We start from the raw sequence: 24,813 nt of genomic DNA, 5'->3' as shown, positions 1-24,813 counted from the left end.
GACATCGCGGCGGATGGAGCCATCCTCAGACCCACAGTTCGACCACTGGTCTAAACGCTAGTCGGACCACAGGTCGAGCGGCTTCGCCAATAGGCTGCCGCCATGCCGCTTCCTCGATTCTACAAACTGGACCCAGAGCAACGGGAGAACCTCCTGGGCGCCGCCCGCGCGGAGATGCTCGAGCATGGGTATGAAGGCGCGTCGTTCAACCGCGTGATTGAGCGCGCCGGCATCAGCAAGGGCGCGATGTATTACTACTTCGCGGACAAGGCCGATTTGTACCGCACGGTAACGGAAGCGATCGCCGAGGAGGCGATGGCCGCCTTTGGTGAGCTCGGCCCGGTGAGCTCGGCGGCGGAGTACTGGGGCGGCCTGGAGGCCATGATGCAGCGCGCGCTGACGTGGATCACCGCGCAGCCGCAGCTCGCGGAGATTGGCAAGAGCGTGTACGCCAACCAGGGCGGCGTGCTCGATGCCTTGCGGGCTCGCTTGCTGGAGGGCGTGAGCGACGTGCTCAAGCAGGGGCAAAACGTTGGAGCAATCCGCACGGATTTTCCCCTGGGGCTGCTCGCGGAAGCAGCCACCGGGATGATGATGGGGGCCGATCGCTGGTTCGCTGAACACTTCGCGGAAATGCCCGCAGAGGACGTGATGCGGATCTCCTACGCCACCTATGGGTTGCTCAGGCAACTGCTCGAGCCACCTGAAACGCGCCCTGCGGAAACGTAGCAGCAGCGCAGGTGTGAAACGCCTGGCGCACGAGTGAACAACCACCCGCGACGCCGACAGAAAGTGAAAGCAAGAATGCGAATCGCAATCAACGGAACGGGAGTCGCGGGTCCGACGCTTGCCTATTGGCTGCGCCACTATGGTCACGAGCCGGTGCTCTTCGAGAGCGCACCCGCGCTACGCACTGGCGGCTACATCATCGACTTTTGGGGCGTCGGCTACGAAGTCGCGCGCCGCATGGGACTCGAAGCACAGCTGCAAGCCAAGGGCTACGCGATGGACCGCTTGAGCCTGGTGGACGCAGGGGGGGAGGAGACATCGGGCATGGGACTCGATGCCATGCGTGAGCTGGTTGGCGGGCGCTTCACGACGATCGCGCGCGGCGACTTGGCAGCGCTGGTGTATGGCGCTTGTGAAGGCATCGAGTCCCACTTCGGCACCTTCATCGTCGAGCTCCAAGAGGCGGACAGCGGAGTCAGCGCGATGCTGTCGGACGGTACGACCCGTGACTTCGATTTGGTGATCGGTGCCGACGGGCTGCACTCCCACATTCGGCGACTGATGTTCGGTAACACCGACTGCGAGAAGCCCCTCGGCGTTCACGTCGCAGCGTTTCGCGTCGCTGGCTACCCACGGCGCGACGAACTCACGTATGTGTCCCACACCGTGCTGCAGAAGCAGGTCGCCCGGGTCAGCCTGCGCGACGACCAAACGCTCTTCCTGCTAACTTTCCGCTCGGAATTGCTCCCAGATCGATTCAAGCCGAGCAAGGTCAAGCCCAGTGAGATCAAACCCAGTGAGGTGAAGCAGGCGCTACGCCAGATCTACGCGGACGTGGAGTGGGAGATGCCGGAGATCTTGCAGTGCCTCGCCGCGTGCGACGACGTGTACTTCGACAGCGTCAGCCAGATCCATTTGGATCACTGGACCCAAGGTCGTGCGGCATTGATCGGCGACGCCGCGGCTTGTGCCAGCTTGCTCGCAGGGGAGGGCACCGGCTTGGCGATGACTGAGGCCTATGTGCTCGCCGGCGAGCTCCAGCGAGCCAACGGTGACTTCGCCAAGGCCTTCGCGGAATACGAACACAAGCTCAAAGGCTTCCTCGAGGAGAAGCAACACTCGGCGCTGAAGATGGCCTCCTTCTTCGCGCCCCAGTCGAAGTTCGCAATCAAGGTCCGCGACTGGGGGATCGCTCTCGCGTCTTATCCATTTCTCACCAAGCTGGTCGCCGGGCGCTCCATCCGCGACGACTTCGACTTGCCCGACTACCAGTGACCTCGTGGCGCTAGAACGTCAGGCTCGCCCCCAGCATGCCGCCGCCCTGGGTGGGGGCGAAGCCGACGTTCCACTGCGGCTCTGGGGGCTTGCTCTTCGCGTCCTTGTCGCCGTCGTAGTGCTCTGACCACTCCGGCTTGAACGAGGTGCCGAACATCACCCAGCCAATGGGCACGGCCGCAAGCGAACCGAGGAACACCCAAGCACCGGCCTCCGCTTTGCTGTCGTTGCCGCTGACCGCGCCGTTGAGCAACAAGGAGAGGCCGACGCCCATGCCGATGATGCCGCCGACACCCAGCACCAAACCGACGGTGCGATGCTGCGTGGTGTCGGGATCGATCACGATGGTGACGTCGTCTTGAATGTCGATCACCCGGGAGCCGGACAGGAAGGAGTCGTCCCCCACGGTGTAGAACTTGTAGCGCCCGGGCTTCACGTAGGTGCTGCAACGATCGATACAGGAGACGATGGGCTGGGAGTTTTCTGGATCCGCGCGGCGATAGTGTAGCTCGACGCGCACGCCGGGTTCAGCAGACTCCAGCGTCACCTTCACCAAGCCGGCTCGCGCATCGACGGGACCTACGGGGCCTGCTGGAGCCGGGGTGCCGGGCGCCGCACTTCCCCAGCCCGGCGCACCGCCGGAGCCTCCCCAACCACCATTGGTCGGAGGCGGAGGTGGGGGCGGAGGCGGAGGCGGAGGCACAACCACCCCTGGCTCTTGAGCCTGCACTGCGCTGGAACCAGCGAACGCCGTGGCGGCAATCAGTGCCGCAAACGCGCGGCGGGCAATCCAGGTGTAGCCGTATGACATCATTCCTCGTGTTGCCCTGGGCCACAGGGCTGACCCAACCGCGCGACTTTGGGCGCTGTGGGTGCGCAACTCCGCTGAGCTAAGCACGAAGCGTGCCGCCTTGCCTATAGCTTCACTCGCATCCGACCGCGAGGAAACAGACTCAGGCTGCCGCGCGAGCCCCGCGCATCAGTCCAACCAGGCGCAACGTGGTGAGCGCGCCGAGAAGCGCGATACCCGCAGCGACCAAGAACACGGCGCGCCCGCCCTGCGCCTCGTACAGGGTGCCCCACAACAGCGCGCCGCTGCTGCCACCCAGCGCCGACGCCGTACTGAACGCACCTTGAGCCGTCGCCCGGGCGCTCTGGGGCGCTTGCTCCTGGATCACAGCCAGGGCTGACAACCATGTCAGGCCAAAAGAGATCGCGTGGAGCGGCTGCAGCACCAGCGCCAAGCCGAGGCTCGGCGCGGCAGCGAGCAAAAGCCAACGCAGCATGGTGCCGAACAGGCCCACGCTGAACAAAGCGCCCGCGGAGTAGCGCCTGAACAGCGGCGCAGAGAACGCCATCAGGACAATCTCCGCGGTGACGCCGATACCCCACGCAATTCCCACATGGGAACCCGTGCCGCCGAGATCTCGAAGGTGCCGACCAATCACCAGGTCGTAGCCCGAGTGGGACGCAAACCAGAAGAAGGTCACCAGCAAGAACAAGCGGAAGCGGCGAGCGCTGAGCAGCTCCTTCACGCCGTCGTACACCGGCCCGGCGGGCCGCGCCGCACGAGCAGGCATGAACCACGCCGTGAGGAACGCAGCAAACAAGCTGAGCCCGACGAAGAGCGGCAGCCCCGTCGCGCTCTTCACCTCGAGCAGCTGACCAGCGATGAGTGCCATCGCCATGAACCCGAGCGACCCCCATAGCCTGAGCCGCCCATAGTTGCTCGGCGTCTCCATCGCCGACACATCAGCCACCATCACCAGGGGCGAGCGAAAGAAGGCAAACGCGGCGATCAACAAGAGCACCGTGACGAGACTCACCGGCAGCCCGAGACCACCCATCAGGCCGAGCACACCAATGCACAAGACCGCGCCCCCGCAGGCGACGCGGATGATCGCCGCGCGGAGCGCGTAGCGATCCGCGATGTAGCCAAACGCCAGCGGCCCAAAGAAGCTCGCCAGGGGGATCACTCCGGTCACCAACCCGAGCTCCCAGCCGCGGATCCCGCGCGCCTCGAGCCAGCTGGGGAAAAACGGCACGAACACGCCGAGCGCCGCGAAGACAGCCACGTAGTACACGCGCAACAAGGTCGCCGCCCTGGAGGCGGAGATCGGCGCGCCGCTTGGAGGCGCGGCAACGGGAGCGTTCACGATGGCCAAACGCGCCGAGTGTAGCGACCGCCGGGCGCTGGGCAAGGCGCGTCCCACCTCGGTTCCATGGCGGAAACCTATCCACTCCCGGTCAACCGCTCATGGCGGAAACGCGTCAGCCGACCTTCGAGCGCGCGTTCAGCGGGGCCTCGGCGTTCAGCGCAGCCTCGGCGTTCAAATCCGGCTGCCAGCCCTCTGCCAGGCGCTCCAGGGCGAGCTCCGTCTCATCATCCGCGGGGAAATACGTCTCGAGGCTGAGCTCCTGTAGGGTCACGTCCAGCGGCGTACCGATGGCGCTCAAGGTGGTGAACAGATTCAACCTCAGCTCGCCGCGGCTCAGCACCAGGGGGATGAACGGATTCGTCGCCGCGCCCAGGTCGAGCACGCGCCAGGCCGGAGGCACTCCAGGCATGCTGAGCACCGACTGCAAGAGCTGCTTCAGCTGCTTGTCGTCCTTCGCTGCAGCTTCCCGCGAGAGGCGCAGCACCGTTGCGTGCGCGACGGCCTCCCAGTTCTCGATCGACTCCTTGAGGCCTGCGTGAGCGAAGATGGTGTGCACCAGGTTGAGCGGCTTGCCGCTGGCCATCTGTAAAATCGTTTCCGCCGGGAGTAACAAGCCGACCATACGCATGGCGGCTTGATTGCTCATCAGCACATTCCAGTGCCTGTCGAGCACCACGACGGGGTACGGCTCCTGGCGCTCGAGCACGATCTCCAGCATGCGGCGCACCTGGGTGAGCTCCGGCGAGCCGAAGTCCAGTTCAGAGTACCGCGCGGAAAAACCGGCCGCATCCAGCAGGGCGTTGTGTTCCCGGAGCGGCAGGTCCATCGCCTCCGCCAAGCCGAGCACCATCTCCCGGCTGGGGCTCGAGCGCCCCGTCTCGAGGAAGCTCAAATGGCGCCCGCTAATGCCTGCAAGCCCCGAGAGCTCCAGCTGACTCATCCGTCGGTGTTGGCGCCAATAGCGCAACATCTGCCCAAAAGCGGCTCGTTCCACGCCTCCCATCTTACCTCTCCCCCAAACCCAAACCCGTGTAGAGCGCCTACGCCAGTGATTTGCTTACCTGCCAGGTAAGTGTCGTTGGAAGCCAAGCAGCCCAGGCTCCAGCACATGACTCACGACACGAACACCTCGCTGGACCAGAACCTCAACCGTGTGCGGCTCTCCGACGGAGAGCTCGAATACCTCGATGAAGGCAGCGGCCCGGCCGTGGTGTTGGTGCATCCCTTCCTCACGGACACGCGCCACTACCGCAAGCTGGTGCCGCTCTTGAGCCAGAACCACCGTGTGATCGTGCCGCTGCTGCAGCTCGGCGCGCATCGGGTTCCGCTCCCCGAGAGCTCGAGCAACACTCCGCTCGACCTCGCGCGGCGAGTGGCCGAGCTGATCCGTGAGCTGCGACTTGGACCGGTGACGTTGCTCGGGAACGACAGCGGCGGCGCCATCTCACAGATGGTCGCTGCCCATCATCGCGACGTGGTCGCGCGCCTGGTGCTGGCGAACTGCGACGCCTACGAGGTGTTTCCACCCAAGGAGTTTGCATACCTTGGAGTCGTGGGACGCAGCCAAGCGCTCCTGCGACTGACGAGCTGGCTGCTCCAGCGCTCGAAGGCGCTCCGCCACGGGCCGCTGACCTTTGGGCGGCTCAGCCAGGACCGTATCCCGGACGCGCTGGTCAAGAGCTACTGCGAACCGCTGAGCGATCCAAAGATCGCTCGTGACACGGCGAAGCTCTGCGGCGCTTTCAGTCCCCGTCAGACCCTGGAGGCTGCGCGTATCCTCGCGGCAAAACCGTTACCCCTGCGGCTCGTGTGGGGCACCGCGGATCCCTTCTTCTCCGTCCAGCTCGCGGAGCGCCTCCAGCGTGACGTGCAGGGCGCGGTGCTGGTGCGTTTGCCACAAGCCATGGCCTTCGTCCCCGAAGACGATCCCCAGGCGTTGGCTGACGCAGTCCGCGCAATCGAAGCCACGGATGCTGCGCAAGCCGCTTGCACAACCAACTGATGAGATTGCACAACTTGTGCAACTCAAGCTGGGCCTGCGCAAAGAAAACTGGCGGTTTCTGTAGGCTTTTTCCTGGGGGAGAGGCGCGGCGTCCGGCGATTTCGTGCGGAAATAGTCCCTGGGCGAGCGCTCCGCCAAACGGTTGAACCGCATCGCGTCAGCAACATACCGCGCAGTGGCACGGGGGCTGCAGTGGTGAGGCGTTCCCCCCATGCGCTTCACTTCCTCATGGCTAGCCCCGCTGGCTGTGCTGGTCTGGTCCAGCATTGCCAACGCCGCCCCCGAGCCCCCGACACCAAGCTTCGGTGCGGCCATCGATGGCTTCGCGTCGTACGTGGGACAGACCACCTGCGATCCAAGCGAAAAGCCAGGCGTCGCTGGTTTCCGGGATCTGCTGCTCGACACCTACCCAGGCACACGAAACCTGGGGATCATCCGCGGCTGTAGCGTCGGCGGCACCAGCGAGCACAAGGAAGGGCGCGCCTTCGACTGGGGCGTCAACTACTACAACGGCACCGAGCGCGACATCGCGTACACGGTGATCGACTGGCTGCTCAAAACGGATCAGCACGGAAACGCCTGTGCCATCGCCCGTCGCTTTGGCGTGATGTACATGATCTGGAACCGCCAGATCTGGAGCGCTTATCGTTCGCCAAACGGCAGCTGCGCTGCCTCTGGCTGGTCTGGCTACAGCGGCAGCAATCCCCACACGGATCACGTGCACCTGAGCTTCTCCTGGGCTGGCGCGCGCAAGGACACAACCTGGTGGGACGGCGGCGGCCCCGTGTGCACGCCGCACACCGAGGTGTGCAACGGCAAGGACGACGACTGCGACGGCCAAGTCGATGAAAACGCAACCGCCGAGGTGTGCAACGGCAAGGACGACGACTGCGACGGCAAGATCGACGAAGACTTGGTGCGCACCTGCGGGAGCGACGTCGGTGAATGCAAGCAGGGCCACGAGACCTGCAACGCAGGCAAGTGGGGCGCGTGTGAAGGCGCCATCGGTCCGCAAACGGAGGCTTGCGACGAGCTCGACAACGACTGTGACGGCGAGACCGACGACGAGCAGGTGTGTGAGCTGGAAGAAGCGTGGCAAGCCGCGCTCTTCGACAGCGGCAACCACAGCGACATCAACGGCGACGGCGGCGCTGACCTGTGCGCACTGAGCGAGAGCGGCATCTCGTGCGCTCTTTCGCGGGGAAACCGCTTCGACCCCACACCGGAAGTCAACGTGTTCGACGCCGACTTGGCGTCACCGGGTGTGTTCTCCACCTTGCGCGTCGGCGACGTGAGCGGAGACGGCCGCGCCGATGTGTGCCTGCGCCTGCCGGAAGGCGTGCGCTGCTGGCAAGGCACGGACACCGGGCTTGGAGACGCCATCCTCGGCCCGGAGCTGAGCGACGCCAAGGGCTGGGGCAAGACAGAGTACTTCAGCGCCGTGCGCCTCGCCGACATCGACGGTGACGAAAAGGCTGACCTCTGCGCCCGCGGCAAAGATGGCTTGGCGTGCTACCCGAGTCGCGGCACCAGCTTCGGGGACGCGCGGATCCTCACGGCACTGAGCGACGCCGCGGGCTTCGACGACGTCAATCGCTACGGCACGCTGCGCCTCGGTGATGTGGACGGCGACGGCAAGAGCGATGTCTGCGCCCGTGAGGCCCAGGGCATGGCGTGCTGGCTCGCGACGGATTCAGGCTTCGTCGAGCGCATCGCGGGACCTGGCTGGAGCGACGAAGCCGGCTGGAGCGACTGGCACAACTGGAGCACCATCCGTTTGGCAGACGTCAACGGCGACGGGCGCAGCGACCTGTGCGCTCGCGAAAACGAAGCGTTGCGCTGCTACCTGTTCGACGGCACCGGCTTCACCGAGCGCCTGGATGGCCCCGCGTTGCCGGCTCCGCTCTGGGACACGCGCACGGCGCTCGCTTCCATTCGCATGGCCGATCTCGACGGCGACGGAAAGAGCGACGTGTGTGTGCGCAGCGAACAGGGCCTCGACTGCTGGCTCGCGACGGACACCGGCTTTGATCGCCGGGTGCTGGGCCCGGCGCTCGCGGAGACCGACGGCTGGGCTCTCCCCCAAAACTACCGCACGCTGCGCCTAGGCGACATCAACGGAGATAACCGCGCGGATATCTGCGGTCGCTCTCGCGACGGCATCAAGTGCTGGCCGTACGAAGGCGGCGGCTTTGGCTGGGAGGTCAGCGGACCCCAGTGGAGCGATGGCGCGGGCTGGGACCTGCCAGAGCGCTACCACTCCATTCGCCTGAGCGGCGTGCTCGGCGGTGGTGAAGTGGGAACGGGCGGCGCGGGTGGAATGCCTCACGGAAACGGCGGAGGCGCGGGTGCAGCTAGCGGAGGCGCAGCGAGCGGAGGCGCGGGTGGAGATGCTACCCAGCCGAGCAGCTGCTCAATCGCCGCACACACGGGAAATAGCCAGCAAACGAGCTGGATTGGACTGATGAGCCTCCTCTCGTGGGGGCTCCTACGGCGCCGAGGAAACGGCGCGAAAGAGACGAGGAGAGACTGATGCGACGCTTGGTTTTGGCTGGTGTTCTGTTCGGGTTGACGCAGGCTTTCGTGGGCTGCGCGGGTGGCGATGACTCAAACGGCGGCAGCGGCGCGACCGGCGGAACCGCAGGCCAAGGCGGCAGCGGCAACGGCGGCGGGGGCGGGGGTGAGCCGCTGACGACGCTCGCAGCGGAAGACTTCTGCGATGAGCTGGCAGCCATCGCCTGCGATGCGGACCAAGGCTGTTGCGACTCAGCCGCTGCCTGGCCAGGCACTGGTGAAGGGGATACCCAGCCCGCGAGCTGCACCACGACCCAGCTCGCTGCATGCCGCGGTGGCCTCGGCAAGCTCGCTCAAGATCCTCGCACCGGCTACGACGCAGAAGCCGCTGCTTCCCTGGTGAATCAGCTGCGGAGCGCCGCCGGCGGCTGCTGGGAAGACCAGGTCGACTACGCCTCCGTGGTCGGGATCTTCAAGGGCACCGGCACCGAAGGCGCGAGCTGCACTCCAGAGGCGACGAACACCAGCGGGCTGCAACTCGCTTCGCTGTCCTGCTCCGCAGAGCTCGGTTGTGAGATCTACCTGAACGCATCCGGCGAAGCTCGGGGCCGCTGTGAGACGCGCGCCGAAGGCATTTGTTCTCACCCTCTCGACTGCGCAGCGGACGCCTGGTGCGACGCGAGCGGCTGGAAGCCAGGCGTGACTGGTCACTGCAACCCGCTCAAGGCAAACGGCTGGGACTGTGCGAGCGACTCCCAGTGCGAGAGCCAGTTCTGCGATGCGTCCAAGCGCTGCGCCGCCACGGGACCGAACCGCATGTGCCTCACCCAGCCTTACGCCTCGGAGGTGGAGACCGATGCCCCCAACCTCTATTTCCGCATGGCAGAGGCTAGCGGCAGCATGAACGACGCTTCGGGTCAGGGTCACAGCGGCACACGCATGGGTGACGCGGCGTCCCTGAGCCCGGGCGCGCTAACCGAAGACGGCGACGCCGCGCTGGCGTTCGACGGCGTGGATGACGGCGTGGAGGTCGCCCAGGGCAGTATCGACGCGAGCGGTGGCTTGGCCATCGAGCTGTGGTTCAGCTTCCCGGAGACGACGTTCGGCGAGGAAGGCTCACCGAGCTACCCCATCCTGACGTTCGGTGCGGGAGACTCCCTCGGCGTCGCTGCGGTGATCAACACGAACGGCGAACTCTACGTCAACCTGCGCGATACGATGGGCGAGGATCACGAGCTGATCAACACCGACAAGAAGCCGAGCCACACGGACTGGCACCACCTGGTGATCAACTACGATGGATTCCTAGCGGAAACGTATCTCGACGGCAGCAAGCTCGCGGGCCTGGAGTCGGTGTTCGTGCCCGACGTGAGTGGCAAGCTGCGTGTCGGCTTCACTGACGCGGGGAGCCACTTCAAGGGCGGCATGGATGAGTTCGCCATCTACGAAAAGGCGCTGCCCTTGGGCCGCCTGCTCGAGCACCGACGCATCGCCAAGAAGGGCCCCGCGCGCTCCTGGCCGGTGTTCAGCTGGTTCCAGTGAGCTGAACGGTAAACCACAGCTAAACCCAAGAAAAACAGCATGAAACGCGCTTGTTTGTTCCTCGCGTCGATGGCGTTGACGTTGTGCGCGCTGGGTGTGGATGCCCGCGCACAGACCGTCGCTGACTTGGCGGCGCGAGGCTGGTGCAGCACCTCGGGCCTCAGCGGGATCTCTGACCAACTGGCAGAGACCCAGATGTGTATGCGCCCCGGCGCGTTCGTGAAGTTCACCCCGCACTCCAACGTCACGCTCAACAACTCATCGATCTATCCCTACCTGCAGGCGAGCGCTCGCGACGCGTTGTGGTCGGCCTCGAATCACCTGCACATCTACGTCAACAGCGCCTTCCGTACCCTCGCGGATCAATACGTCCTCTACTACTCCGGTGGCTGCGGCTTGGCCGCGAAGCCCGGGCAGAGCAACCATCAAACGGGGCGCGCTCTCGACGTGCAAAACTGGAGCGCTGCACGCAGCGCGCTCCAAAACGCCGGCTGCACCTGGCTCGGCTCGAAGGACCCAGTGCACTTCGACTGCCCCGGCAGCGACGGACGCGCCGACGCCATCCGGGCGTTTCAGCGCCTGTGGAACGTGAACCATCCAAGCGACACCATCTCCGAAGATGGCTCCTATGGGCCGGCGACGGAGTCGCGCTTGGCCCGGAGCCCCGCGGGCGGCTTTGCGAAGAGCGGCTGCGAAGCAGCGCCCGTATGCACGCCTCACACCGAGGTCTGTAACGGCAAAGACGACGACTGCGACGGCCAAGTCGATGAAAACGCCACCGCCGAGGTGTGCAACGGCAAAGACGACGACTGCGATGGCAAGGTCGATGAAGACTTGAGCCGCAGCTGCGGCAGCGACGTCGGCGAGTGCCAGAGCGGCACCCAGAGCTGCAGCGGAGGCAGCTGGGGAGCGTGCGCGGGCGAAGTCGGCCCACAGACGGAAGCCTGCGACGAGCTCGACAACGACTGCGACGGAGAGACCGACGACGACCAGGTGTGTGAGCTGGAAGAGGCGTGGCAAGCCGCGCTCTTCGACAGCGGCAACCACAGCGACATCAACGGCGACGGCGGCGCTGACCTGTGCGCACTGAGCGAGAGCGGCATCTCGTGCGCTCTTTCGCGGGGAAACCGCTTCGACCCCACACCGGAAGTCAACGTGTTCGACGTCGACCTGGCGAGCCCAGGCATCTTCTCCACCTTGCGCGTGGGTGACGTGAGCGGCGATGGCCGCGCCGACGTGTGCCTGCGCCTGCCTGAAGGCGTGCGTTGCTGGCAAGGTACGGACACCGGGCTTGGAGACGCCATCCTCGGTCCGGAGCTGAGCGACGCCAAGGGCTGGGGCAAGACAGAGTACTTCAGCGCCGTGCGCCTCGCCGACATCGACGGTGACGAAAAGGCTGACCTCTGCGCCCGCGGCAAAGATGGCTTGGCGTGCTACCCGAGTCGCGGCACCAGCTTCGGGGACGCGCGGATCCTCACGGCACTGAGCGACGCCGCGGGCTTCGACGACGTCAATCGCTACGGCACGCTGCGCCTCGGTGATGTGGACGGTGACGGCAAGAGCGATGTCTGCGCCCGTGAGGCCCAGGGCATGGCGTGCTGGCTCGCGACGGATTCAGGCTTCGTCGAGCGCATCGCGGGACCTGGCTGGAGCGACGAAGCCGGCTGGAGCGACTGGCACAACTGGAGCACCATCCGTTTGGCAGACGTCAACGGCGACGGGCGCAGCGACCTGTGCGCTCGCGAAAACGAAGCGTTGCGCTGCTACCTGTTCGACGGCACCGGCTTCACCGAGCGCCTGGATGGCCCCGCGTTGCCGGCTCCGCTCTGGGACACGCGCACGGCGCTCGCTTCCATTCGCATGGCCGATCTCGACGGCGACGGAAAGAGCGACGTGTGTGTGCGCAGCGAACAGGGCCTCGACTGCTGGCTCGCGACGGACACCGGCTTTGATCGCCGGGTGCTGGGCCCGGCGCTCGCGGAGACCGACGGCTGGGCTCTCCCCCAAAACTACCGCACGCTGCGCCTAGGCGACATCAACGGAGATAACCGCGCGGATATCTGCGGTCGCTCTCGCGACGGCATCAAGTGCTGGCCGTACGAAGGCGGCGGCTTTGGCTGGGAGGTCAGCGGACCCCAGTGGAGCGATGGCGCGGGCTGGGACCTGCCAGAGCGCTACCACTCCATTCGCCTGAGCGGCGTGCTCGGCGGTGGTGAAGTGGGAACGGGCGGCTCAGGAGCCGGCGGCAGCGGTGGAGCTGCGAACGGCGGCGGCGCTGGAGAGCCTGGCAACGCCGCCTCACCTGGCGACTCGGACGGCGCCTGTGCGTGCCGCTTGGGTGATCCGACCCAGGGCGACCCACGCTTCACCTGGTTGTCACTCGCAGGGCTGATGTTGGGCTGCGTGCTACGCCGGCGTCGCCGCAATCCTGGTAGGGTCTCGTGATGCGGCGCGCGGTTCTGACGAGTTTGCTGACGTCCCTGCTGCTAGCGATCGGCGCTTGCTCCAGCGGAGACGGGAGCAGCGGCGGTTCGGGTGGCAACGCAAGCGGCGGCAGCGGCGGTGCAGGTGCGAACGGTGGCTCAGCCGGGGTTGGGGGTGAGCTAACGACGTTAGCCGCTGAAGATCTCTGCGCTGAGCTGGCGCGCATTGCCTGCGACGCCGACAAGGACTGTTGCACCGCAGCGACGACGTGGCCCGGCGCAGAAGCGAGCCCTGATTGCCTCAACACCCAGCTTGGCGCGTGTCGTGGTGGCCTGGGCAAGCTCGCAACGGATCCTCGCACCGGCTATGACGCTGCGCTCGCTGCTTCCGTGGTGAATCAACTTCGCACCGCAGCGAGCGGCTGCTGGGAGACCCTGCAAGACTTGTCCGCCATCAGCGGGGTGTTTCAAGGCACCGGCGTGGATGGCGCGAGTTGCACCCCCGAGGCGACCAGTGAGCCGGGGCTACGCCTGGCAGCGCTGTCCTGTGGTGCTGAGCTGGGTTGCTCGCTGTATCTGAACGCATCGGGAGAGACGCGCGGGCGCTGTGAGGCGCGCACGGGTTCGTTGTGTTCGCACCCCCTCGACTGCGCGAGCGACGCCTGGTGCGACGCCACCGACTGGAAACCCGGTGTCACCGGTCAGTGCAGTCCGCTCAAGGCGAATGGCTGGGACTGCGCCGACGACAACCAGTGCGAGAGCCAGTACTGCGACGCCGCGGGGCGCTGCGCGGCGGCAGCTGCAGGCCGCATGTGCCTCACTCAGCCCTACGCCGGCGAAGTGACCCTGGACGAACCGAGTGTGTACTACCGCCTGGGAGACGCCGGAACTACCACCAGCGATTCCGCAGGGCAAGGTCACCACGGCACACTGCTTGGGGATGCAGTGCCAAGCAGCGCGGGCGCGCTCATGGGAGACACCGACCTCGCTCTGGCTCTCGACGGCGTGGACGACGGCGTGCAGGTGGCGAGCGAATTCCTCGACGCCAGCGCCGGGTTGGCCATCGAGCTGTGGTTCAGCTTCCCTGAGCAAACAGCGGGCGACGACGGCTTCCCCGCGCTGCCGCTCCTGAACTTCGGCAGCGCAGATCACATCGGTGTCGCGGTCGTGCTCGACTCCACAGGCGCGGTCTACGTCAACCTGCGGGATACCTTGGGTGAAGATCACGAGCTGATCGACCCCGACAAGCGCCCGAGCCACACCGATTGGCACCATCTAGCAATCAACTACGATGGATTCCTAGCGGAAACGTACCTTGACGGTAGCAAGCTCGCGAGCCTGGAAGGTGTCTTCGTGCCCGACCTGAGCGGCACCCTTCACGTGGGCTTCACCGAGAGCGGCAGCCACTACGTCGGCGCCCTGGACGAGCTCGCCATCTACCCCAAGGCGCTCCCCCTCGGCCGCCTGCTGGAGCACCGCCGCGTGGCCAAAAAGGGCCCGGCGCGAACCTGGCCCATCTTCGAGTGGTTTGAGTGAACTAGAAACTCACCTGGCGCACCCCAGCGCCAAACACCGGCGACGTGCCAGACACGCTCGAAGCGTCGGACTCGATGCTCAGGTAGTCCACGCCACCAAACAGCCCGGGCACAAAGCCAAAGAAGCGCGCGGCTTCAATGTCAAGGAAGCCGCGCGCGTGGAGTTCCGTCGTCGTGACTTCCTCCGCAGATTGGCTATTTTGCACGCTACCCGGCTGCAGCAACGTGGACTCCGTCTGTCTCCCTACGGAATAACGGACGAAGTCGGCGCGCGCGCGCAGCGCCAGGTAGCGCGGCCAGACGTCGAGCTGCGCCCTGAGGCGCGCCTCGAGCACCAGGGTGCTCCGGGTCTCGTCGCTCAGCAGCACTTGCTGAGTCGTGGAGACCAGGAGCGGTGAGTAGTCTTCATATTGATAGCCGCCACCGACCCACGCTCCGACCGCAGCGGTCGTCGCCGGTTGTGCTCGCAGACCGAGCAACAGCAACCCGCGGGCGAGATTGGACGTCTCATCCAGGAAGTCCCCGCCGGGATCCAGGCGCGTGGAGTCCAGGTAGACGTATTTCCCCTCGATTCGCGCCTCGAACGTCCACTGCGGACTACCCAGCCCGAGCCAACCCTCGACACCTACCTCACGCTGGCTGATCTGCAGAAAGCTGTTCGCGTCCCCCAGGTCGTATTCGTAGAGCGCGCCTCGCGCGTCTCCTCCAAACGCCTCCACCTGATAGCCAAGCAGTGCATCTCCGGCGAAGGTGTAGCCGCGATCCGAGAGGCTCGCCGCGCCCAGGTTCAGATCCAGAAGGAAATGATCCGCCCAGGGACCCAAGTCGAGCACCGCCTTTGCGATGGCCCGCTTCGCCTGCGCTTCGTCGCTCGCCACGGCGACGCCGTACAACACCTCGAGCGAAGTCTCGACGCTGGTCGGCAGTGTGATGCCGCCACCGAACTCGCCGAGCCGGTGTATGACCTCGGGCATGTCCAGTAGGCCGAGCTTGCCTGAACCAAAAGGAAAAGAAGCGACGACAGACGGTAGCTCCAAGCCAGCGACCCGATAGCTATCGCTCAGGAGCCCGAGCCAGGTTGAATACCGCACGGATACGTCTGGGCTCCCAGGCGCTTTGATTTGGGTGAGGAGATCTGCGAAGGCGCTGAGGCCAGCCGGAGAAACGCTGGGTAGCGCAGCTTGTAGCTTCGCTTGGGCCTGAGTGACGTCTAGGTCCACGGACTCCCACGCAACGCGCAAGGGGATCACAGCATGAGGTAGCTGAGCTTGAGTCGTAGGCAGGCTGCAATCACCCCTCAGTAGGGTCTCAGTCTTGACCGGCGGCGAGCCGAGGCGTGCGACGAAATCTCCAAGCTTCCCCTCGGTGAGCCACGTGTCGATCAGCGCGCTGAGCAGGGCCAGTTGTTCTCGTTGTTCAGAGTTCAACCCGGGTCGGTAGTAGGCGCTGGCAGGCAACCTGAGCGCATCGAGCACCACTCGCCGGCGCAGGTCTGGCAGGCCGCCTTGAGTCAGGCAGGCCGCCCCGGCATATTTCCGTGTGGTTTCGTCACACACTGCGTCCACAGCGGACGCGACGAGTGCGTCTCCGGCGGCGCCCGTGTCGAGCTTGGAGCCTCCTCCGAGCACCTCCGCAGCGCGAATGAGCTCCGGGTTGCTCAGCGGATTTGGACACGCCGCCTGTGCGTGTAGGACGGAAGAGCACAGGACGGAAGAGCACAGCACGCTGCAGCACACCACGCTACGAAACAACACAGTTGGCAGCGCGACGAGGAGCCTGCCAGCGAACCCCAAACGGCGCGAAGCGCATCTTGTGCCCATCAAAACACCTGTTCTCACCCCCAAACCAAGCCGTCAAGCGAACAGCAATGGGATTGTGAGAGGCGGTTCTCTGAGGTTATCCTCAGGAGTCTTGGGTTCGAGCTTTGGGGGTTGATATGCAGAAGCGACGCTGGTTGTTGTGGGTGGGGTTGTGTGCGGGTCTTCTGCATTGCAGCAAGGACAATCAAGTCACGCAGAACAACGCAGTCGATGTCGGTGGCCAGTGCGCGGAGAGCTCGGATTGTGGGCCTTCAGCGGTGTGCGCTTTGGGCTTCTGCCGTCAAGGCTGCACCACGGACTCCGAGTGTCCCCAGGGCTCGCTATGCATTGGAGATCGCGCGCCCTACGGCTGCACCTTGCCCGTCGAGCTGGCGTGCTCCAGCAGCATGCCCTGCGACGCTCCATTGACGTGCGGAATCGACGGCAAGTGCCGGATGCCGTGTAGCCAAGACGCCGACTGCCCGCGCAACGAGCAGAGCTGCAAGGCAGGTACGTGCGTTTCCACTGCAGAACCCAACGCCGAGAAGACATGGTTCAGCTGCGAAGATGGCCGGGCGACATGTGGTGATCCCCACATCAGCGGGGGAGGCGACGTCACCAGCCTCAGTAGCCGCTGGTCAGGGAACTACGTGACTGACATCTGGGCATGCAACGTCACTGAGCCCGGCCTCGCCAAGGTGTCGAGCTGCGCCCAAGGCTCCAGCTGCATCATCATTCGAGACGACCAAAACGATGTCTTCCCGCCAGCATGTTGCAGTGACACGAACTGCGTCGAACCCTATCGGGGCAGCTATTCTGCAAGCTGCAACACGGCCTGGGAAGCTTGCCGCGCGGCACCAAGCTGCAAGCCGTGCGTCGATGACGTGATCGTTGGCGAAAATCCCTTCAAGCCGCAGGAACAGACGATCGCCATGATCCCCTACGCCTGTTTCAGCGATCCGCTGTTCCTCACGCTCGGAACCTGCGGAGGGGACTGCAATGAGGTGGGCGAAGCGTGCTGTGAGTCAGACTCGTCCAACGCGTTCTGCACCGGTGGGCTCAAGTGCAACCCGAGCTACATATGTGAAAATGCCGGCAGTGGCGGAACCGGCGGTAGCGGGGGCGCTGGTGGAAGTGGCGGAAGTAGTGGCAGCGGAGGAACCGATCCTTGCGACGCGCTGGCAGACTGCTGCACGTCGCTAGGCGACGCCGACCGTAGCGAGTGCGAAGCAACCGCCAGCGCCGGGGAAGCGAGCCAGTGCGACGCGGATCTAACCCGGTATCAGAACTTGAGTCTTTGCCCGTAGGGCCAGGGTCTAGAACCGCGCTTTCGGGGGGAAGCGCGCGAAGCTTAAACCCGCGCTGAAACACGGGTGCAGCACGCACATTCGACGACAACCCAGCGGAGCCGGCAGCCCAGCTGGCGGATAGTAAACTTTAGCCAATTCGACTACATCGGGAGCATGCGTCGCGCTCTTCCCTCCCAGCTGCTTGCCTCCCAGCTGCATGTCTCTCAGCCGCATGCCCCTCGAGTCCTCGCCCTGACCGCCGCAATGAGCTGTGCCTTGGCCAGCGCTGGGTGCAGCGAGCTGACGCTGCGCGGCTTCTTCGTGGACAGCGCCTACCCGAAGACGGTGGAACCCATTCCGCCGCGGGACCTGCTGCTCAGCGTGGATGCGAGCGTCGCGCCAAGCCTGATCATCAGCTACAAGAAGCCCCACGCCGCCGCGACCTGCCTGGACGAAATCTCAGCAGACGACGCGGCCATTGGAGCGCTCACGGCATATGGGGCGTGCCTGGCGAGCGGCAACTCCGAGGAGAGCTGCAGCCCGAAGTTGCCGTGGATCGCTACTGCCGCTGGCGGTTCGGTTCCTCCGGGAAACATCTGCCCGAAGAACTTGCCGAGCGCGCTCGATCAGATGCGCATGTATCTCTCCTTGGGAGACACAGCGCGCGCTCTCTACGACTACCACCTCGATACCCGAGGCCAAGCGGCGCTGGGCAAGCCACTGAAACCAGAGCTGCTCCAGGCCTTCAAGGACTCGTTGAAGCACGCGAGTCAGATCTTGGCTCTCGACCCTCGAGACGATGGCGACCCCAAGCTGCCGATCTTTGCTCAGAGTGGCGGTGCAGCGAACGGCGCCTTCATGGCGGGCTACAGCTATGGGTTGTTCTGGCTGCGTGAGAAAGCCCGGCTGTACGCGACACCCGAGCAAAAAGCCGCCATCGACTCCTATCGCTTCGGCGGCGCCGCGACCTCGAGCGTGGGCACGCTAGTCGCCATCGCGCTGGACCTGTACTTCTCCGACCAGACCCCCTCGCCACCTCAGGAGCAAGCGTTGGATGCATGCATCGCCAAGGCGGGCCAGCCCGTATCCGGTGATCCGAAGCGCAAGTTGCAAGATTGCGCCCTGGCGACGCTGAAGACCAACTTCAAGCAGAACGAGTGGGACCTGCTGTGCGCGCAGAAGGGCACGGTGCTCACGCTCCTGGGGGACGACTTCCACGGCTTGTTGCGCTTCGACCCGCTGCAGAACAACATCCTCGAGCCCTACTTCAAGAACTTCAGAGAGATTCTGCTCGGAAATAACTTCATCCGTACGCCGATGGCGGTGGACATGAATCAAGCGGTGCTCGCCGGGCTCGACGAACGCGCGTGCCGCATGCCAGGCATGGACTCGCAGAAGTGCCTGGTCACCGGCACCTTGTCGTCGATCATCGAGCCGATCTTCGCGGCGCCCCTCGACGCAGTGTACTCGGGGCTCAAGGGCCCCGCCGGTGAGCGCGGCACGTGGATCGACGGCAGCATCCGCTCCCTGAACCCCGCCGGGCGCGGCGCAGCGTTTGGCGCGGGCAAGCTCTTGGTCCTCAACCCGACGCGCTCCGAGGGGATCCCCAGCAAGCGCATCACTCAGATGACCGAGCAGTTTCTCCAGACGTCGGACGCCCTCGGAGCAAGCCAGCGCAGCTGGGAAATCGGCTACGCCGACGGTTACCTTCAGCAGCGCAACGTCCGCGCCTGCACGTTGGCGAAGCTCACGAGCAACTTCAGCCTGTGTCCTGCAGCCGCCCCCGGTGCTCCGGCGAGCGTGCCCGCGACGGATCCCGGAGGAGACAGCATCCGCGTCTGGGTGCCCGAAGACATCGAACCCAAGACGCTGTTCGCGAGCGGCTACACCTTCGACCCGCTGGTGATGTCCGCGCTGTTCGCCTGGGGACAGCAGCAGGCGTTGGCCGACCGCAAGCGCGTCTTCGGTTGGCTCGGCTGGTGCGCCCTCCTGGCGATGGAGGACGGCGCGGTGAAGTGCGACGTGAAGGGCGTCTCCACCCTGTATCGCCAACGTGTGGACGCCCACAAAGTCGAGGTGCGCACCGAGGTGGATAGCTACCGCAAGTACAACGACAAGGTGCTTTGGCAGAAGCACCTGGATGAACGCCGGGCGCTCTTGAAGAAGAACTTCAAGGACTGCCGCTGACGAAACCGGCGCGCGTGTCTTAGACTGCGCGCCATGGCGGCGCTGCAGAATCAAATCGTCTTGGTCACTGGTTGTTCCTCGGGCATTGGTCTCGGCTTGGTGCGCGAGCTCAAGCGCTTGGGGCACACCCCCATTGCGAGCGCACGGCGATCCCAGAGCCTCGATGAGCTGAAAGCGGAAGGCTTCGAAACGGTCCAGCTCGACGTCGTCGATCGTGCCAGTGTGGATCGCGCCATCGCCGAGGTGGTGGAGCGCCACGGCCACATCGACGTGCTGATCAACAACGCCGGCTTCAACGTCTACGGTCCACTGCTCGAGGCGCCCATCGAAGACCTGGATCGGCTGTTCAAGACGAACGTGATCGGGCTGATCAGCGTGAGCCAGGCGGTGTTCCCCCACATGGCCAGGCGCAAGGCTGGACGCATCGTGAACATCGGCAGCGTGGTCGGCGTGATGCCCACGCCCTTTGCCGCGGGGTACTGCGCAACCAAGAGCGCCGTGCACACGCTGAGCGACGTGATGCGCCAGGAGGTGGCGCCGTTCGGCATCGAAGTGGTCGTGGTGCAGCCGGGTGGCGTACGCTCGAGCATCGCGGATAACGGCGCGGAAGGCGTGAAGCGCTACGACAACCCGCAGTCGATGTACCACCGCATCTACGACCACATCCAGAAGCGCGCCTTCGCCTCCCAAGCGGCGCCGATGGAGACCGAAGACTTCGCGCGCCGCACGTTGGCTCAAGCCTTGGCCAAGACTGCGCCACGGCTGGTGCGTCAGGGGCGTGGCTCGACGGCGCTGCCGGTCCTCTCCAAGCTGCCCGGGCCAGTGCTCGACCGCATCATGCTGCTGCAGTCGGGCTTGAAGAAGCTGCGCGACTAGTCTCAGAACCGGCCGGAATAGCCTGCAAACGCCCCGCCAGGCAGCGCCACCAGGTCCAATGCTGGGCGCTTGGCCTGGTCGCCGGGAGCAGCAGAGGAATCCCCGCCATTCAAGAACAGATACGCGGCAATGCCCAGTGAGACCACGCCGATCCCCAAGGAAACATCGGCAAGCAGGAACTTCTGATCCACCTCGTCGATTTGGGACTGAGTGCAATTAGGCTTGCAAGAGGACTCGAGGTCGCTGCGCTGTGCCTTCCCGCTCAGGCCAAAGTAGACAAAGCCTGCCACGCCCAACACACCAACTCCGCCCAGGACGTATGGCAGCACTGAACCGCTGCCGGCTTCATCCTCGGGGATCTGCTGAGTCGCCTCCACAGGTGACTCAGCCGGCGCGGTGGCCGCCGTGGAGAGCTTGAAGGTCAGCTCCACCATGCGTCGGTGCTCGCCTTCCCTGAGGACGATCTCCGTCTCGATGGGCTCGAGCCCCGCGGCGGTCAAGACCAGCTGGTGCTTGCCTGGATCCACTTCGATCGCCAGGCTGAGAGACCCTTCGAGGGCTTTGCCATCGAGGGTCGCCTTGAAATCCATCACGTCCGTGCCGTGTTCATCCTTCGCGACGATCACAAACGACGGGATGCTGCGCTTCACGTCTTCGAGCCAGGAAGCGCAGTCCTGGCGAATGAACTTCGGGCACTGGTCCTGAGAGCACACCAAGAGCTTGTCCCGAGCGCTCACGAGCTGCGCTTGCTTGCGCGCCTCCTGAGCGCCCTCATAGGCGGTGCTACAGACCTTGGCCGTGTCGTCAGCCAGCGCCTGACTCGCGAACAGGCTCAAGCCAGCAACTAGCACCCCACGGAAACACCGATGGCGAAACGAAGCCGACATCATAGGCACTCTGGTTTCACCCGCTTGATCCCCTGAGCGTCGATCGAGTACGGCGGGTTGCAGTTGACCTTCGGCTTTGCTGCCTTGACTGGAGGCGCCACATGAGTGGTCGCCCGTGGCCTCGCCGCCGCAGCGGGCTGCTTGGCTGCAGGTTTGGCCGGCTCTTCGGCTGCCGCTTCGGCTTTGGCTGGCTCTTTCGCTGCCGACTCGGGACTGGCAACCTCAGTCGCTGCCGCGGTGTCAGACCCAGCGCCGGCTGAATCGGCGGGCGCTGCTGTCTCCGTGGCCCTTGGCGCCGCTTCTGCCGCAGCTTCTGCCGCAGCGGGCGGAGACTCAGGCGCTGGAGTCACGGTAGGTTGCGCTTTGGTGCTCTCCGGCGCCTCGTTGCCGCTCGGGCGCAGCAAGACGACGATTAGCAGCACCAGCACCGCGCCTCCCAAACCCGCGGCCGCAAACCCCAGCACCTTACGCAACGCGGAGGGGCGACCAGGAGCGACCACGAGCGTGCGCGCCGTGGATAGGTCCGTCGACTCCACGATTGGCATCGAAGTGCGCGCAGACACAGGAGCGGCCACAGCGACGGGTTTGGCAACGATGTGGCTGCTGCTCTCCACTTCGCTCAGGCGCGCTGAACGCTCCCCCAGTCCAATCGCGGCGTTCGTGTCGACCCAAGCGCCGATTTCACGCGAGGAGGCGACGCGCACCGCGCCCTCGATCGCCTCCGCGAAGGCCAAAGCCGTGGGGAAACGCTGCTCGCGGTCCGACGCCAGCGCTTGCAGCACCACCGCATCGAGCTCAGGGGTGATCTCCGGGCGAAACTTCGAGGGTGCCTCCACCTTGCCAGACGCGATGCGCCCGAGCGTCTCGGCGACATCTTGCCCTGCGAACAACCTGCGCGAAGTCAGCGCCTCCCACAGCACTACCCCGGCAGCAAACACGTCTACACGGCGATCCATCTCGCCGCCACCGAACTGCTCCGGCGCCATGTAGGCGATTTTGCCTTTGATCTGTCCGTCGCGAGTGGTGCTCGCGCGCATGGCTGCCTTGGCCACGCCAAAGTCGAGCACCAGCGCGACGCCATCAGCGCCGACCATGATGTTCTGGGGCGAGACATCTCGATGCACGATCCCGAGGGGCTCGCCTCGCTCCGTCTTCGCTTCATGCGCCGCGTGCAACCCCAGCAACGCCTGGCTCACGATGCCCGAGGCGACGCTCAGCGGAACGAAGCCACCCTCGGCGCTGGCAATCCGCACGAGCTTGGAGAGGGACTCCCCATGGACGTAGTCCATGACCAAGAGCAGCTCACCGTCGCTGTTCACAACATCCAGCGTGGACACCACGTTGGGGTGACGAATCCTCGCGGCAATGCGAGCCTCGTCCAGGAACATATTGACGAAGTCAGGATCCTTCGAGAACTGCGGGTGCAGGCGCTTGATGGCGACGGTACGCTGAAAGCCCGCTTCACCCTGGAGCCGCCCCAGGTGCACGGTCGCCATGCCACCCGCGGCGATTTCGCCGTAGATGGCGTAGCGCCCGACAACAATGGGCGGCCCAGACATCGAGGGCCGGCTGCTGGCGATGGGGTCAGAGTTCATGGACAAATCCCGCAGCCTCCACCGCACTGCGCCTCACAAGTCCCGCCTGAACAGATCTTGCACGAGCCCGTGCAAGCCGTGTTGCAGCAGTTGCCGTCAGCACAGAACCCGGACGCACACTCCACCGTACGCGAGCAGCTCGCCCCCAGCGTTTGGGGCGTGATGCACTTGCCGGTGCTGCTCTTGCACACATAGCCCGTGGCACAGTCACTGTCCGCCCCACAGCTCGTGGCGCACGCGGTGCCGCTGCACTTGTATGGGCTGCAGCTGCTGGTTCCCGCGGTCTGGCAAGTTCCCGAACCATTGCAGGTACGCGCATTCGTCTGCGTGCTGCCGCTGCAGCTCTGGGCTACGCACTGCGTCCCATTGCCGTACAGCTGACAGCCGCCTGAGCCATTGCACTGGCCGTTCGTACCGCAGGAGGCTGCGCCTTGGTCAGCGCAGTTCCCATCGGGATCTTGCCCGGCGATCACGTTGCCGCAGGTTCCGTTGGCGCCCTGGCCCTTTTTGGCCGCGGAACACGCTTGGCAGCTGCCCGTACACGCAGTGTTGCAGCAAAAGCCATCCACGCAGTTGCCGCTGCTGCACTCGCCTCCGCCACCACAGGAGCTGCCGTTGCCCTTCAGCGCTTCACACCTGGAGTTGCTGGTGTTGCAGTAGTTGCCGCTCGCGCACTGAGTGGAGGAAGAGCAACTCGTCCCGCAGGCATTACCTGCACACAAGTAGTTACCACAGCTCGAGGACGACGGCGTCTTGCAGCTGCCCCCGCCGTCGCAGGTTGGCGCCCCCGTGTAGGTCGAGCCGCTGCAGCTCGCGTTTCCGCACGTAACCGAGCCACCATAGAGGCGACAACCACCGCTGCCGTTGCAGGCGCCGTCTTGACCACACGAGCCAGGCGCATCAGCCGAGCAGTCGCCATCGGGATCCTGCCCCGCGGCATGGGGTGAGCAAGTACCGCTGCCACAGCCGTAGCAGCTCCCGCTGCACGCCGTGTTGCAGCAGGTGCCATCGACGCAGAAGCCGCTCTGGCAGGCGCTCGGCTGGCCCGACTGGCAGGCATCTCCGTTGGGCAGCTTCGGCGTGCAGTTGCCGCTCAACGTGTCGCAGTACTTGTCACTGGTGCAGTCCCCGTCCACCTGGCACTGCCCGAGGCACACTGGCCCTGAACAGCTGCCTTGAGAGCAATTCTCAGTGCCGTTACCCTGACAGGTACCTGCGCCGTCACAGGTGCTCGGCAGCGTGCGCACGCCACCACTACAGGACGAATCCGTGCACTGCGTATCCGCAGGGTAAAGCGCACAAGCGCCACCCCCATCGCAGAAGCCGTTTTGCCCGCAGCTCGTCGCACCCTCATCGGTGCACTCATCGTCGGGATCCGTGGCGTCAGCCACGGGGCCACACACGCCGTCAGTGCCGGTGCCCTTGCTCGCGGCGCTGCACGACTCGCAGCTCCCGTCGCACGCCTTGTTGCAGCACACGGCGTCGACGCAGAACCCAGAGTCGCACTCGCTGCCATTCGCACACGGATCGCCGTTGCTCTTGGGGCCCGTACCGCCACTACCTGCGTCGCCCCCCGCGCCTGCTGTCGCACCGCTTCCGCCGCTAGCGCCCGTGCCACCGTTACCCGCACTGCCACCGTTGCCCGCACTGCCACCGCTCGCGCCGGTCCCACCAACGCCACCGTCACCGCCGCTCGCGCCGGCGTCACTGGAGTCCCCCGCGCCGAGGTCGCTGTTGTCGATCAGCGTACACCCGCCAACTCCGAACACGGAGCAGGCAAGTATCCCCACGGCAACGGATTTGAGCGCCTTCAACATGACCACTGCGCACGTCCTTCGCAGCTCGGGACAGCTGAGGACCCCCGCCTGACCGGAGGCATACCGGAGCGTTGGTCACCTACAGCGCGGCAGCGAAAAAGCTTCGATTGATCGTTGATCTGAAACAGAACCTCTCAAGGATATCCAAAGGATCGGGTCCCGCCCAACTGAAAGCGGTCAAGCG

At 65.2% G+C, this 24,813-nt stretch carries 17 protein-coding genes; 10 read left to right on the top strand and 7 right to left on the bottom strand.

The window, feature by feature from the left end:
• Nucleotides 1-102 precede the first annotated feature (102 nt).
• Together H6718_07650 and H6718_07645 are read left to right on the top strand one after the other, a co-directional pair.
• Nucleotides 103-729, top strand: coding sequence for a TetR/AcrR family transcriptional regulator (locus tag H6718_07650; protein MCB9585256.1), 627 nt, complete (start codon nucleotides 103-105; stop codon nucleotides 727-729).
• A 75-nt stretch (nucleotides 730-804) separates the two neighbouring features.
• Nucleotides 805-2,004 carry an FAD-binding domain gene (locus H6718_07645; protein MCB9585255.1) on the top strand — a complete coding sequence of 400 codons (1,200 nt, stop codon included), beginning with the start codon at nucleotides 805-807 and terminating at the stop codon, nucleotides 2,002-2,004.
• Nucleotides 2,005-2,014: 10 nt separating this feature from the next.
• Here H6718_07645 and H6718_07640 read toward each other — a convergent pair whose 3' ends face one another.
• From H6718_07640 to H6718_07630, 3 genes are all read right to left on the bottom strand, one after another.
• Nucleotides 2,015-2,815, bottom strand: coding sequence for a hypothetical protein (locus H6718_07640; GenBank protein ID MCB9585254.1), 801 nt, complete (start codon nucleotides 2,813-2,815; stop codon nucleotides 2,015-2,017).
• A 142-nt stretch (nucleotides 2,816-2,957) separates the two neighbouring features.
• Nucleotides 2,958-4,169 (bottom strand): MFS transporter, encoded by a 1,212-nt coding sequence (locus H6718_07635; protein MCB9585253.1) that lies wholly within the window; start codon nucleotides 4,167-4,169, stop codon nucleotides 2,958-2,960.
• A gap of 106 nt (nucleotides 4,170-4,275) precedes the next feature.
• Nucleotides 4,276-5,157 (bottom strand): helix-turn-helix transcriptional regulator, encoded by an 882-nt coding sequence (locus tag H6718_07630; GenBank protein MCB9585252.1) that lies wholly within the window; start codon nucleotides 5,155-5,157, stop codon nucleotides 4,276-4,278.
• A gap of 114 nt (nucleotides 5,158-5,271) precedes the next feature.
• Between H6718_07630 and H6718_07625 the strand changes: the two genes are divergently transcribed.
• The 5 genes from H6718_07625 to H6718_07605 all read left to right on the top strand — a co-directional run bounded on the left by H6718_07625 (nucleotide 5,272) and on the right by H6718_07605 (nucleotide 14,180).
• Entirely contained in the window at nucleotides 5,272-6,165 is an 894-nt protein-coding gene (locus tag H6718_07625; protein ID MCB9585251.1) for an alpha/beta hydrolase, read from the top strand.
• Nucleotides 6,166-6,376: 211 nt separating this feature from the next.
• Nucleotides 6,377-8,698 (top strand): VCBS repeat-containing protein, encoded by a 2,322-nt coding sequence (locus H6718_07620; GenBank protein MCB9585250.1) that lies wholly within the window; start codon nucleotides 6,377-6,379, stop codon nucleotides 8,696-8,698.
• Nucleotides 8,698-10,221, top strand: coding sequence for a LamG domain-containing protein (locus tag H6718_07615; protein ID MCB9585249.1), 1,524 nt, complete (start codon nucleotides 8,698-8,700; stop codon nucleotides 10,219-10,221). Before H6718_07620 ends, H6718_07615 begins: the two co-directional genes overlap by 1 nt.
• 39 nt (nucleotides 10,222-10,260) lie before the next feature.
• Entirely contained in the window at nucleotides 10,261-12,666 is a 2,406-nt protein-coding gene (locus tag H6718_07610) for a VCBS repeat-containing protein (protein ID MCB9585248.1), read from the top strand.
• Nucleotides 12,666-14,180: a LamG domain-containing protein gene (locus H6718_07605; protein MCB9585247.1), complete on the top strand. Its 1,515-nt coding sequence runs from the start codon at nucleotides 12,666-12,668 to the stop codon at nucleotides 14,178-14,180. Before H6718_07610 ends, H6718_07605 begins: the two co-directional genes overlap by 1 nt.
• Nucleotide 14,181: 1 nt before the next feature.
• Here H6718_07605 and H6718_07600 read toward each other — a convergent pair whose 3' ends face one another.
• Entirely contained in the window at nucleotides 14,182-15,933 is a 1,752-nt protein-coding gene (locus tag H6718_07600; protein ID MCB9585246.1) for a hypothetical protein, read from the bottom strand.
• 182 nt (nucleotides 15,934-16,115) lie between these two features.
• On the opposite strand from H6718_07600, the gene H6718_07595 reads away from it, so the two are divergent.
• From H6718_07595 to H6718_07585, 3 genes are all read left to right on the top strand, one after another.
• Nucleotides 16,116-17,285 carry a hypothetical protein gene (locus H6718_07595; GenBank protein ID MCB9585245.1) on the top strand — a complete coding sequence of 390 codons (1,170 nt, stop codon included), beginning with the start codon at nucleotides 16,116-16,118 and terminating at the stop codon, nucleotides 17,283-17,285.
• Between the two features lie 156 nt (nucleotides 17,286-17,441).
• A complete protein-coding gene (locus H6718_07590; protein ID MCB9585244.1) occupies nucleotides 17,442-19,454 on the top strand; it encodes a hypothetical protein in 2,013 nt (670 codons plus the stop codon).
• 33 nt (nucleotides 19,455-19,487) lie between these two features.
• Nucleotides 19,488-20,330, top strand: coding sequence for an SDR family NAD(P)-dependent oxidoreductase (locus tag H6718_07585; protein ID MCB9585243.1), 843 nt, complete (start codon nucleotides 19,488-19,490; stop codon nucleotides 20,328-20,330).
• A 2-nt stretch (nucleotides 20,331-20,332) separates the two neighbouring features.
• Here the strand turns inward: H6718_07585 and H6718_07580 are convergent, their stop codons facing one another.
• The 3 genes from H6718_07580 to H6718_07570 are packed head-to-tail and all read right to left on the bottom strand — an operon-like array spanning nucleotide 20,333 to nucleotide 24,635.
• Nucleotides 20,333-21,217, bottom strand: coding sequence for a hypothetical protein (locus H6718_07580; protein MCB9585242.1), 885 nt, complete (start codon nucleotides 21,215-21,217; stop codon nucleotides 20,333-20,335).
• Nucleotides 21,217-22,812: a serine/threonine protein kinase gene (locus tag H6718_07575; protein MCB9585241.1), complete on the bottom strand. Its 1,596-nt coding sequence runs from the start codon at nucleotides 22,810-22,812 to the stop codon at nucleotides 21,217-21,219. Before H6718_07575 ends, H6718_07580 begins: the two co-directional genes overlap by 1 nt.
• Nucleotides 22,809-24,635 carry a hypothetical protein gene (locus H6718_07570; GenBank protein MCB9585240.1) on the bottom strand — a complete coding sequence of 609 codons (1,827 nt, stop codon included), beginning with the start codon at nucleotides 24,633-24,635 and terminating at the stop codon, nucleotides 22,809-22,811. Before H6718_07570 ends, H6718_07575 begins: the two co-directional genes overlap by 4 nt.
• Nucleotides 24,636-24,813 lie beyond the last annotated feature (178 nt).

It is taken from the genome of Polyangiaceae bacterium, from assembly GCA_020633205.1.
Taxonomy (GTDB): domain Bacteria; phylum Myxococcota_A; class Polyangia; order Polyangiales; family Polyangiaceae; genus JAHBVY01.
The sequence above is the reverse complement of the archived record's forward strand: the minus strand, read 5'-3'. Positions and strand labels throughout refer to the sequence as shown.

What these genes read in the sequence shown, in the direction of transcription:
- H6718_07615 (MCB9585249.1), top strand. Translation starts at nt 8,698, where the DNA reads ATGCGACGCTTGGTTTTGGCTGGTGTTCTGTTCGGGTTGACGCAGGCT.
- H6718_07605 (MCB9585247.1), top strand. Translation starts at nt 12,666, where the DNA reads ATGCGGCGCGCGGTTCTGACGAGTTTGCTGACGTCCCTGCTGCTAGCG.
- H6718_07610 (MCB9585248.1), top strand. Translation starts at nt 10,261, where the DNA reads ATGAAACGCGCTTGTTTGTTCCTCGCGTCGATGGCGTTGACGTTGTGC.
- H6718_07590 (MCB9585244.1), top strand. Translation starts at nt 17,442, where the DNA reads ATGCGTCGCGCTCTTCCCTCCCAGCTGCTTGCCTCCCAGCTGCATGTC.
- H6718_07585 (MCB9585243.1), top strand. Translation starts at nt 19,488, where the DNA reads ATGGCGGCGCTGCAGAATCAAATCGTCTTGGTCACTGGTTGTTCCTCG.
- H6718_07595 (MCB9585245.1), top strand. Translation starts at nt 16,116, where the DNA reads ATGCAGAAGCGACGCTGGTTGTTGTGGGTGGGGTTGTGTGCGGGTCTT.
- H6718_07650 (MCB9585256.1), top strand. Translation starts at nt 103, where the DNA reads ATGCCGCTTCCTCGATTCTACAAACTGGACCCAGAGCAACGGGAGAAC.
- H6718_07625 (MCB9585251.1), top strand. Translation starts at nt 5,272, where the DNA reads ATGACTCACGACACGAACACCTCGCTGGACCAGAACCTCAACCGTGTG.
- H6718_07645 (MCB9585255.1), top strand. Translation starts at nt 805, where the DNA reads ATGCGAATCGCAATCAACGGAACGGGAGTCGCGGGTCCGACGCTTGCC.
- H6718_07640 (MCB9585254.1), bottom strand. Translation starts at nt 2,815, where the DNA reads ATGTCATACGGCTACACCTGGATTGCCCGCCGCGCGTTTGCGGCACTG.
- H6718_07620 (MCB9585250.1), top strand. Translation starts at nt 6,377, where the DNA reads ATGCGCTTCACTTCCTCATGGCTAGCCCCGCTGGCTGTGCTGGTCTGG.
- H6718_07575 (MCB9585241.1), bottom strand. Translation starts at nt 22,812, where the DNA reads ATGAACTCTGACCCCATCGCCAGCAGCCGGCCCTCGATGTCTGGGCCG.
- H6718_07580 (MCB9585242.1), bottom strand. Translation starts at nt 21,217, where the DNA reads ATGTCGGCTTCGTTTCGCCATCGGTGTTTCCGTGGGGTGCTAGTTGCT.